This is a genomic window from Streptomyces sp. NPDC003393 (genome assembly GCF_053589015.1).
The window spans coordinates 41,112-52,369 of the sequence record NZ_JBSFRB010000031.1; the positions used below are offsets into that span (position 1 = coordinate 41,112).

Consider the following 11,258-nt stretch of genomic DNA (forward strand, 5'->3'; position numbering starts at 1 on the left):
TCGCCCGGAGCAGGTGACAGGTCACCGTCCCGGGCAAGGCGTGCGGGTGTGTTTAATTGCGGCCTGCCATGACCCCGCCGTCGACGTTGAGAATGGCGCCCGTCGTCCAGCTCGAGGCCGGCGAGAGCAGGAAGACGATCGCGGAGGCCACGTCCTGCGGGGTGCCGACCCGGCCGAGCGGCTGCAGCCCGCTCAGCTGCTCCATCGCGGTGTCCAGCTGGTCCGCCGGGAAGACCTTCTCGAACAGGGGCGTCCTGGTGACGGCCGGAGCCACGGCGTTCACCCGGATGCCCTCGCCGGCCAGCTCGATGGCCAGGTTGTGGGTGAGGGCGTGCAGTCCCGCCTTGGCCATCGAGTAGGCCGACGACGGGGTCACGGCGAGGGCCTGGTGCGCCCACATGGAGCCCACGTTCACGATGGCGCCGCCCCGACCCCCGGCGACCATGCCCCGGACGATGGTCTGAGTCAGGAAGAAGGTCCCCCTGTTGAGGTCGTGGTAGGCGTCGTAGTCCTCGACCTCGTAGTCGAGGAAGCCCTTCGGCTTGAAGAACCCCGCCGAGTTGACGAGGAGGGTGGCGTCGGGGTGGTCCTCCGCCAGCTGCTTCTGCGCCTCGACGACCTGGTTCCGGTCCGCCAGGTCGGCGGCGACCGACCACGCGCTGCCGGAGCGCGACAGGCCTGCCACGGCGTCGTCGAGCTTCCGGCCCGGGCGGCCGACGATCACCGCGCTGCCTCCCTGCGCGATCACATCTTCAGCGGCCTTGAGACCCATGCCGCTGGCACCGCCGATCACGACGAGCTTCTTGCCTTCGAAGTCCATAACTACGGTCCTTCTCCATTGAGCGACAAAGACTTTTTCCTGTGTTCCATTCGACTCTGCCACAGCAGTGTCTACAGCAGCTCTATATGGTCTCTACGGCGCCCATCGCGGTGGCTGTGTGAATCGACCAGCGGAAATCGCATGGATCTCTCCTGCCTACCGCTTTGGCCGTCTGCGGATTGCGGCGCGAAGAAAACGGCTCGTGCGGGAGGCGAATGACAGGAGCCGCGGCAGCGGTCCGGTCCATTTTCCGCGGCGCGTCCCTGTCCACTGCGCTCGCTCATCGCCCGCGGCCCGACCGGCGTCGAGTTCGTCATCTCCGACGCGGTGGGTGGCCATGCTGCTGCGCACCGTGTTCGGTGAGCCCGACACGGACGCGATGAACCCCTGATCCGGCACGTCCGCTCCGTCCTCGGGCCGCCTGCCGGCACAGCACCGTGCACAGTGCGTCCAGAGCGCCTGCCCACGCGCTGTCCGAGGCTGCCGCGTAGTTGAACACGAGGGCGTCCCGCTCGGGCAGCTGCCATCCGCTGTCCACCGCTTCGTACCGGAACTGCGCCAACCCCCTCACCGGCAGATGATGCCGGGCCGCGGCCTGGACCACCGAGCCTTCGGTGCCACGCGGGAGTTCGAGCACCGTCTGCAGTCCCGCGTCCATCCCGGTCACACGTATGCCGGGGGCCCGCCGGCGCAGGACCTCGACCAGCTGAGCGCGGCGACGCCGGTAGCGCAGCCGCATCGAGCGCACATGGCGGTCGTACGCACCCGAGGCGATGAACTCCGCCAGTGTCAGTTGCTCCAGGGCGCTCGTCATGTAGTCGCCGTGGCTTTTGGCGGTCACGATCTCCGCGATGAGGTCCTCCGGCAGCACCATCCATCCGAGCCGTACCCCCGGCGCCAGGGACTTGCTCACGGAACCGAAGTACACGACCCGCTCCGGATCGAGTCCCTGCAGGGCCCCCACCGGCTGACGGTCGTATCGGAACTCCCCGTCGTAGTCGTCCTCCAGGATCAGGCCGTCCGTGGCACGTGCCCACTCGACGGCGGCCATGCGCCGGTCCGGGCACAGCGCGACCCCCGTCGGGTACTGGTGAGCCGGGGTCAACAGCACCGCCCCCACTTCGCGCAGCCGCGCGAGGTCGTCGATGCGTGCGCCATGGTCGTCGACGTGGAGAGGCGGGGTGCGCAGACCGGCGTCTGCCAGCACATCGCGAAACACGTCGAGTCCGTAGGCCTCGACCGCCACCCCTCGCACCCGCCGGCCTCTGAGCGCCTGCGCCACCAGCGCCAGACCGTGGTGGAACCCGGAACAGACGACGATCCGATCCGGCTCGGCGAACACCCCGCGGGTCCGCCCCAGGTAGTCGGCGAGTGCGGTGCGCAACTCCGACCGGCCCCGGGCGTCCCCGTAGCCGAGGGCTTCGCGTGGCGCGGCGGTCAGAGCCCGCCGGGCCATGGTGAGCCACTGCGTGCGCGGAAAGGTGGCGAGATCCGGTGCGCCGGTCCACAGGCCGTACCGGGGACGGGGCTCGTCCGGCCTCGTGCGGGGAGGGCCGGGCGCGGCCGCGTGCGGCTCGACCCGGGTGGCCACCCGGGTCCCGGAGCCCTGCCGGGCGGTGAGCCAGCCCTCAGCGGTCAGCTCGGCGTAGGCCTCGACCACGGTGTGACGCGAGACGCCGAGGTCCGCGGCGAGTGAGCGGGAGGACGGCAGCCGACTGCCGGGCGCCAGACGTCCCGTGCGCACGGCCTGTCGCAAGGCGCCCGCGAGCCCCACGCGCAGCCCCGGTCCTGACAGCTCCAGGTGCAGGTCGGCACCGAACGCGGCGGGCAGAACGGCCACGGAACTGGCCCGATGACCTGCCACAAAAAGGAATCATACTCCCGGACCATCGACCGGACGGTGGTCCCGTGAGGCCGCGCCGCCGGCCATCCCTCGTCGCGGTGGCGACCGCGCGCCGTGTCGTTCTGCGAGCGTGCTCTCCGCAAGCGCGGGCCGGTCGGCCTGATCGTTTGTGCTGTTCTCGCCGAGCTGGGAGGCGAGATCCGTGGTCGCGCTCACGGCGATGCGGGATGACCAGGCCGGTGCCCCGTGCCCGGTCGGCTCAGGACTCGCCGAGTTCGCACGCGCTCCGGTCCCCGGTCGAGGCCCTCGCCTCGTACGCGACTCTCCTGCAAGTCCGACGACTCTGCCGTGCACGACACATCCCGAAAGCTACGTCCGGCAGACCGCCGAGTCGGGATCGAGTAGGCCGCGCCATTCAGCACGGGCTGACGGCGCCCGCCGACGACACGGCGAACGTCGTCTGTCGCGGCACCGGCGACTCAAACAGAGCGGCGTCGCCAAAGCCGGCTCTCCACCGTCCACCCGGCCTGCTGTTCCCAGCAGCCACGCCGTCTCACATCCGCTCACGCGATGCATCCGCCGATGGGCCGGCGGTGCTGGCCCGGACGGCAAGCCTGTGGTCGACAGTCACCGTCCGCGCCGGAAGCTCCGGGGCTTCCGTCCGGGACGCGAGCAGCGCGAGTGCGGCCTCGGCGATCTGCCGTTTGTCCAGGGTGATCGTGCTCAGGGTCGGTGTGCTGAACGCGCCTTCCTCGATGCCGTCGAAGCCGATGACGGCGATGTCCTCCGGGACGCGCAGACCATGGTCGTGCGCGGCACGCATAGCGCCCAGCGCCAGCAGGTCGTTGAAGCAGAACACCGCGTCGGGTCTGGGGCGTTGCGACAACAACCGGTTCATGGCCTGGGCACCGTCCGCGCGGTGAAAACTCTCCACGGGAGCCAGCATGGTGGGCTCGACGGACATGCCGTGTTCGGCGAGCGTCTCCCGAAAGCTGTCGAGGCGGAGTCGGGAGGTGGGGTGCGAACCGCGCGGCTGCGGGCCGATCGCAGCGATCGAGCTCCTGCCCAGACTGATCAGGTGCCTGGTCGCCAGGGCGGCCGCGGCGCGGTTGTCGACCACGACCCGGTCGTGCAGACCGCTGGGGACGTGCTCCCCCAGCAGCACCACCGGCACACCGTCCGTCCGCCGGGCAAGTTCCTCGGCCGGCATGGCCAGGGGACTGAAGACCAGGCCGTCGCTTTGCTGAAGGAGCTCGCCGTGGAAGGTGCGCAGTTCGCGCTCCAGTGTCCCCTGGGTCTGGTCGATCAGGACGGTCAGGGAGCGCGGCTCCGCAACCCGGATCATGGCGTCCGCGAGCTCGGCGAAGTAGGGCGCGGTCAGGTCCGGCAGTGCCAGAGTGATCACCTCGGTGCGGCCCCGGCGCAGGTTGCGCGCCGCCACGTTGGGCCGGTAGCCGAGTGCCGCCACGGCCGCCTCGACCCGTGCACGCGTAGCAGCAGTGACCCGGCCTGTCCCGTTGACAACATTGGACACGGTTTTCACCGAAACACCTGCCTGCGCAGCCACGTCCCGAAGCCCCGGTGGGCGCATCCTGTCTCCCTTGTCGTTCGAAAATTACATCGTTGCAGGTCAGCCGGGGTCACTGGATCGGCACTCCGGGTGCGTCCTGGATACCCCCTGCGGACCGCGTAGTGGTCACTTTTATCGAATCGAGTCTGTACAACGTTTACCACAACGTTGTATCAATGGTGCCAGCACACCGGAAGATCCGGTGGCGCACCCAACACCCTCACGGAGATCGGCGGCGCGGGGCGGCCGGCTCGGCGGAGGCAGAGGAGTAGTCGTGGACGGAAAGCAGCATCCCCTGCACGGACGCAGGGGACTCAGGGTCGCAAGCATGGTGCTCGTCGGCGCACTGGCCGTGGGCGCCTGTTCGGGCCAGGGTGCGGCGCGGAGCAGCAGCGGCACGTCGGAGCACGGCGGCAAGGTGACCCTGAAGTTCTGGAACGGCCTGACGGGTGGTGACAAGGCCACCCTCGACAAACTGGTCGGCGAGTTCAACGCCTCACACAAGGACATCAAGGTCGAGTCGAACCCCATGCCGTGGGACGTCTTCTACCAGAAGCTTCTCACGAGCGTGAGCTCCGGCACCGGCCCGGACATCGTTGCCATGGACAGCGGGCAGATGCCCAAGTACGCGCACAGCGGTGTGCTGCAGCCCGTCGACGACTTCTACTCCGCTCCGTCGTCCGGCTCCGACAAGCTGGTCAAGTACGCAGTGCAGGCCTCGAAGTTCGACGGCAAGAACTACGGCGTGCCACTGGAGACCGCGCCCATGTTGCTGTACTGGAACAAGACGCTCTTCCGGAAGGCCGGTCTCGATCCGGACAAGCCGCCGACCACGATGGCACAGTTCGAGCAGTACGCCGCCAAGCTCACCAAGGACACCAACCACGACGGCAAGCCCGACCAGTACGCTCTCGCGATGGCCGATCACGAGACGGCTCCCGCGTTCCCTCGTGTTGTGGGCCGATGGCGGCGGCGTGGTGAGCCAGGACGGCAAGAAGGCGATGCTCGACGATCCGGCGACGGTTTCCGCAGTGGAGCATTGGGCCGACCTGTACCGGAACAAGAAGGTCTCTCCCATCGGTATCAATGGTGGGGACGCGGACAAGTTGTTCCAGACGCAGAAGGCCGCCATGGAGATCGTCGGCCCGTGGGACACCAGCACCTTCACCCAGGCCGGCGTCGACTACGGCGTGACCATGCCGTTCGCCGGCTCCCAGACCCGGACGACCGCGGCCATCGTCACCTCACTGGCGCTTACCTCCAGCGACCCGGCGGTCAAGAAGGCGGCTTACACGTTCTTCTCCTACTGGAACAGCAAGCAGTCCCAGCTGACGCTGGCGAAGGGGACCGGCTTCCCGCCCAACCGCACCGATGTCACGGCGAATGATCTGAAGGGCTACCCCTATCCGGCAGCCTTCGGTGCCCCGCAGGTGCTCAACTCCTCCCAGCCGTTCCTGCCGGGGCTTGCCAACGGGCCCGTGATCCAGGATCAGATCTTCTACCCCGCCTTGCAGCGCATCCTCAGCGGCAAGGGCAGCGTGGCGTCGGTTCTCAAGCAGGCCAATGCGGACGTGACGAAGCAGCTGGAGCAGACCAACTAACGTCGACGGCGGGCCGGGGCCACACGTCGCCGGCCCGCCGCCGCAGAGGTGAACGATGTCCACACAGACCACGCCGCGGCTCCGGGCTGCGGCCTCCGCCCCGCCATACCGTGGCACACGGCCTCCTCTCCGGCTCTCCTACCGGGGCCGGCAGGCACGGGCAGCCTGGCTCTTCCTCACCCCGAGTCTGGTGATCCTCGCCGTCTTCGTCGCCTGGCCGATGCTCCAGGCGGGCTATCTTTCCTTCACCCGTTACAACGTCCTGCAGCCGGCTCGATGGATCGGCCTTGGCAACTACCGTCAGATGTTCCATGACCCCGCAGTGTGGAGGGCGCTGAAGAACACGCTGGTCTATGCCGCGGTGAGCACCCCCGTGAGCGTGGTCCTGGCGCTCGCCCTCGCACTGTTCCTCAACCGGGCCATGGCCCTGCGCGGATTCCTGCGCACAGCGGTCTTTCTGCCCTTCGTGGTCTCCCTCGGCGTGGTCTCCATCGCCTGGTCGTTCCTGCTCGACCCGAACATCGGGCTGATCACCGACTGGTTGTCACACCTGGGCATCACCACCCAGCAGGGGTGGCTGCAGGATCCGTCCTACGCCATGCCCGCGGTCATCGCGGTGGGCATCTGGAAGAACGTCGGCTTCTACATGATCATGTACCTCGCGGGGCTGCAGTCCATCCCCGGCGAGCTGTACGACGCCGCCCGCGCCGACGGGGCAGGCCCGTGGCAGCGACTGCGCCACGTCACCTGGCCGCTGCTGGCCAACCAGACCATGCTCATCTCGATCATGGCGGCGATCGCCACCCTGCAGGCGTTCGACCAGATTTACGTCATGACGCACGGCGGCCCGTTCTTCCAGACCGAGACGCTGGTGATGCTCACCTATCGGCTCGGGTTCGAGCAGAGCCAGTTCGGCTACGCGGCGGCCGTCTCCTGGGTGCTGGTCGTCCTGGTCTTCGTGCTGTCGATGCTCCAGTTCACGTACTTCCGGAAGCGGGCGGTGTCCTTCTGATGACCATGACCCGACGCTCCCCCGCAGCGGCACGGTACGAGGACCCGCGCAACCGGGCCCTGGCAACCGCCTGGCGCATCACCGTCACCGTGGCGGCGGTCGCCCTGGCCTTCGCCGTGCTACTGCCGATCATCTGGATGGTCCTCGCTTCCTTCCGGCCCGAGAACGACATCGTCACCAGCCCCCCGACGCTGTGGCCGCGTGCCTTCACCCTTGCCAACTACCGGGAGATCTGGCACGCGATACCGTTCGCTGGGCTCTACCGCAACACCGTCGTGTTCGCCGGCTCGGTCACCATCATCTCGCTGTTTTTCGACTCCATGGCCGCCTACGCGCTGGCCCGACTGGAGTTCAAGGGACGCAACGTGGTCTTCGTGACCATCCTGATCATGCTGATGATGCCGTTCCAGATCACCCTGGTCCCGCTGTACGACCAGTTGAACCACCTCGGCCTGGTGAACACCTTTGCCGGTCTGATCGTGCCGCGGGCGACCAACGCGTTCGGCATCTTCTTCCTCCGTCAGTTCTTCCTGTCGCTGCCCCGCGACATGGAGGAGGCCGCGCGGATCGACGGCGCCTCGGAGTGGCGCATCTACTGGCAGATCGTGCTGCCCCTGGCCCGGCCCGCGCTGCTGACCCTGGGGCTGTTCCACTTCCAGTACAACTGGAACGACCTGCTGTGGCCGCTGATCATGACGTCGAACAACAGCCACGCGACCCTGCCCGCGGGCCTGTCGCTCTTCATGGGGCAGCACGTCACCCAGTACGGGATGCTCATGGCCGGTGCCGTGCTCTCCCTGCTGCCGGTGATCCTGTTCTTCCTGCTCATCCAGCGAAGCTTCGTGCAGGGCATCGCTACCACCGGCATCAAGTAACGAACGCGAGGACTACCGCCATGACCCCATGGTTCCGGGACAGCAGCCTGCACTTCGCCGTCGGCATCGAGGACACCTTCGTGCCGCAGGAGGGCGTCGGCCGCCGCAAACTCGACGAGTACGAACTCACACAGCACTACCACCAGTGGAAGCACGACCTCTCCCTGGCCGCGGACGCCGGCGCGGACATGATCCGATGGGGCATCCCCTGGTACCTGATCGAACCCTCCCCCGGCACGTTCGACTGGGAGTGGACGGACCGTGTCGTGGAACACCTGGGCAACATCGGGCTGCGCTGCATCGTTGATCTCATGCACTACGGGACCCCGCTATGGCTGGACAACCAGTTCCTCAACCACCGCTACCCGGAGGCCGTGGCCGCCTACGCGGAAGCGGTGGCGGAGCGCTACCGCGGCGCGCTGGACTCCTGGACGCCGCTCAACGAGCCGATCATCAATGCGGTGTACTGCGGCGAGCAGGGGACATGGCCGCCCTGCCTGAAGGGCGACGACGGCTTTGTGAAGATCATCACCCAACTCGCCAAGGGTATGGTGCTGACCCAGCAACGGATCGCCGCCGCTCAGCCAGAGGCGACATTCGTCCACGTCGACGCCGGGTTCCGGTGGACAGGGCAGTGGCCTGCGGGTGAACTCGAGCACCTCGAGGAGCGTCGTTTCCTCGGCCTCGACCTGATCACGGGCCGCGTGGACGCGGACCACCCGATGCGCGAACACCTCACCGCGCACGGCGTGACCGAGGCCGAACTGGCCTGGTTCACGGACAACGCGGTGACACCCGACGTGATCGGAGTCAACTACTACCCGGCGTTCACCACGTCCCACCGCGACGCCGCCACCGGCCTGGTCCAGCCCCAGGAGGCCGGCACGGAAGGACTGGTGGACCTGCTGCACACCTACGCCGACCGGTACGGGCAACCCCTCTTCGTCACCGAGACCAGCCGCGGCGGCCCGGTGGAAGAACGTCTCGGCTGGTTGGAACAGAGCGTGGCCACCGTGCATCGGTTGCGCGCCGAGGGTATGCCCCTGGTCGGCTACACCTGGTTCCCCTTCTTTGCCCTGGTCGACTGGCTCTACCGGGAGTCCACCGAGCCGATGGACCACTATCTGGTCCAGATGGGCCTGTACGACCTGGAACGCGACGCGGGCTCGGTCCTGCAACGACGCCCCACTGTCCTGGTGGATCGCTTCCGCGCTCTCGCCAAGGCCGCTCAGGCCTAGGCCTGTTGCGACAGTCCGCCTGGCCCGCGACGCCCCGCACACCGGACGGCCCGCCCTGAGGGCGGACGACGGGACTTTCGCGACAGGCCTGGATGACATCCGGGCAGTCCCTTTCCCTGCCCACACCCCCTCGACCCACCTCAGCGATACAGGAGCAACGCGGTGAGCGCGCGCGATAGGACGACCGAAGAAGGCAACTACCCCCGCCCGCAGTTGCGCCGGCCGCAATGGACCGATCTGAGCGGGGTGTGGCAGTTCGCCTTCGACGACGAAGACCGTGGTGTCACCGCCCGCTGGCAGCACCAGTCGTCCGCCTTCGACCGTACGATCATTGTCCCCTACCCGCCGGAGTCGCCGGCTTCCGGCATACGCGACACCGCTCACCACCCTGTCGTCTGGTACCGCCGTACCCTGCCGCTGCATGCGGAGGAACTCGACGGCGATCGCGCCATGTTGCGCTTCGGCGCCGTCGACTACCGGGCCACCGTATGGGTGGACGGCACCCGTGTCGGGGACCACGAGGGGGGGATGACCCCGTTCGCCTTCGACATCACCGACGCCCTGGACCCGGACTCCGGCGACCACACCGTGGTCGTCCGCGCCGAGGACCTTCCCGGAGACGCGGCGCAGCCCCGCGGTAAACAGGACTGGCAGGCCAGTCCGCACGTCATCTGGTATCACCGCACCACCGGCATCTGGCAGCCCGTCTGGCTGGAGACCGTCCCTGCGAACCACGTCTGCGAGCTGAGCTGGACGACCGTCCTCGAACGCTGTGCGGTCCGCCTGGAGGCGGGCATCCACCGCGCGCCGGACACTCGGGACATCGACCTGCTCCTGACCGTGCGGTTTCGGCTGGCCGGCGAACTGCTGGCCGAGCACACGACGCTCGCCACCGACGACCAGGTCGACGTGGACATCCCCCTCCCCGCCCTGCGCAACGGCCAGGACCGCGACCGCCTGCTGTGGTCCCCCGAGTCGCCCACCCTCATCGACGCCGAGATCCGTCTCGAAAGCCGCGACGCACAAGGAACGGTGCGCACGATCGACCAGGTGGCAAGCTACCTCGGCCTGCGCACGGTCGGCACCGGCGACGGAAGGTTCCTGCTCAACGAACGGCCCTACTATCCGCGCATGGTCCTGGAGCAGGGCTACTGGCCGGAATCCCATCTCGCGGCGCCGAGTAGCGCGGCGCTGCGCCGCGAGGTCGAACTCATCAAGGAACTCGGCTTCAACGGTGCCCGGGTGCACCAAAAGGTCGAGGATCCGCGCTTTCTGTACTGGTGCGACCGGCTGGGCCTGCTGGTCTGGGGTGAAATGGCGGGTGCCTTCGCCTTCGGTCAGGAGGCAGTGCGCCGGCTGACCACCGAATGGATGGACGTCGTCCGCCGCGATCGCGGTCATCCCTCCGTGGTGACCTGGGTCCCGTTCAACGAGAGCTGGGGCGTTCAGGACATCGCACGCTCCCCTGCACAGCGCAGTTTCGTCGAGTCGCTCGTGCACCTCACCCGGGCGCTCGACCCGTCCCGCCCTGTCATCTCCAACGACGGATGGGAACTGCCGGACAGCGACCTGTGGACCATCCACGACTACGCCGCCACCGGTGACGAACTGCGGGAGCGCTACGCGACCGCGGCGGCCGTGGATGCGATGCTCACGCACGGCCGTCCCGGGGGCCGCCGCGTGGTGCTCGACCCGGACCCCGCAGATCCGCGCGGACGACGCCCGGTCATGCTCACGGAGTTCGGCGGCCTCAGCTTCCGTCCCCAGGGCGAGGAATGGTTCGGCTACGCGACGGTGGCCTCACCCGCAGAACTGTTCGACCGGCTCGACGGGCTCACCCGGGCGGTCACCGACTCTCCCGAACTGGCCGGGTTCTGCTACACACAACTCACCGACACCGAGCAGGAGACGAACGGCTTGCTCACAGCCGATCGCAACCCGAAGCTGCCACCCGAGCAGCTCCGCCGACTCTTCTCCCGCCCCTCGGCGGCGATGCCCACCGAAGCACTGGAACAGCACCGCCGCAGCGTGGAAGACACCCAGTCCGCACAGCTTGCGGCACCGCGGGGCGACTGAGCCGTCGACGGCACACATTCCTGGACTCGGGATCGTCACAGGGACGCGCGGGCTCCGCAAACCGTAGGTCTGAGCTCCTGTTCGAGTCGGATAGGGCTGGATGCCGAGATGCATCCAGCCCGCCGACCACGGCGCGCCATACGCCAGCCCCGGGAGACGGCGCTCCGCTGCGGCAGGAGTCGCGGCGAACTCCTCGGCCGCACCTGGGCCGACCTCAACACCC

At 68.1% G+C, this 11,258-nt stretch carries 7 protein-coding genes and 2 pseudogenes; 6 read left to right on the forward strand and 3 right to left on the reverse strand.

The features are described from left to right. Window positions 1-52 precede the first annotated feature (52 nt). The 3 genes and pseudogenes from ACWDUZ_RS26245 to ACWDUZ_RS26255 all read right to left on the reverse strand — a co-directional run bounded on the left by ACWDUZ_RS26245 (window position 53) and on the right by ACWDUZ_RS26255 (window position 4,254). On the reverse strand, window positions 53-820 hold the full coding sequence (locus tag ACWDUZ_RS26245) for an SDR family NAD(P)-dependent oxidoreductase (RefSeq protein ID WP_451634270.1): 768 nt from the start codon (window positions 818-820) through the stop codon (window positions 53-55). 430 nt (window positions 821-1,250) lie between these two features. Beyond that, window positions 1,251-2,684: pseudogene (gene pdxR / locus ACWDUZ_RS26250) on the reverse strand (MocR-like pyridoxine biosynthesis transcription factor PdxR); the annotation flags it as partial. 532 nt (window positions 2,685-3,216) lie between these two features. Beyond that, a complete protein-coding gene (locus ACWDUZ_RS26255; protein WP_451634271.1) occupies window positions 3,217-4,254 on the reverse strand; it encodes a LacI family DNA-binding transcriptional regulator in 1,038 nt (345 codons plus the stop codon). Between the two features lie 307 nt (window positions 4,255-4,561). On the opposite strand from ACWDUZ_RS26255, the pseudogene ACWDUZ_RS26260 reads away from it, so the two are divergent. The 6 genes and pseudogenes from ACWDUZ_RS26260 to ACWDUZ_RS26285 form a co-directional block, all read left to right on the forward strand. Then, window positions 4,562-5,137: pseudogene (locus ACWDUZ_RS26260) on the forward strand (extracellular solute-binding protein); the annotation flags it as partial. A gap of 46 nt (window positions 5,138-5,183) precedes the next feature. Further along, the gene (locus ACWDUZ_RS26265) at window positions 5,184-5,834 is read left to right on the forward strand and encodes an extracellular solute-binding protein (RefSeq protein WP_451634272.1); all 651 of its coding nucleotides are present in this window, start codon (window positions 5,184-5,186) and stop codon (window positions 5,832-5,834) included. Window positions 5,835-6,024: 190 nt separating this feature from the next. Further along, the gene (locus tag ACWDUZ_RS26270) at window positions 6,025-6,846 is read left to right on the forward strand and encodes a carbohydrate ABC transporter permease (RefSeq protein ID WP_451634273.1); all 822 of its coding nucleotides are present in this window, start codon (window positions 6,025-6,027) and stop codon (window positions 6,844-6,846) included. Next, on the forward strand, window positions 6,846-7,721 hold the full coding sequence (locus ACWDUZ_RS26275; RefSeq protein WP_451634274.1) for a carbohydrate ABC transporter permease: 876 nt from the start codon (window positions 6,846-6,848) through the stop codon (window positions 7,719-7,721). Before ACWDUZ_RS26270 ends, ACWDUZ_RS26275 begins: the two co-directional genes overlap by 1 nt. 20 nt (window positions 7,722-7,741) lie before the next feature. Beyond that, window positions 7,742-8,959 carry a family 1 glycosylhydrolase gene (locus ACWDUZ_RS26280; protein WP_451634275.1) on the forward strand — a complete coding sequence of 406 codons (1,218 nt, stop codon included), beginning with the start codon at window positions 7,742-7,744 and terminating at the stop codon, window positions 8,957-8,959. A 162-nt stretch (window positions 8,960-9,121) separates the two neighbouring features. Beyond that, the gene (locus tag ACWDUZ_RS26285; protein ID WP_451634276.1) at window positions 9,122-11,035 is read left to right on the forward strand and encodes a glycoside hydrolase family 2 protein; all 1,914 of its coding nucleotides are present in this window, start codon (window positions 9,122-9,124) and stop codon (window positions 11,033-11,035) included. Window positions 11,036-11,258: the final 223 nt, after the last annotated feature.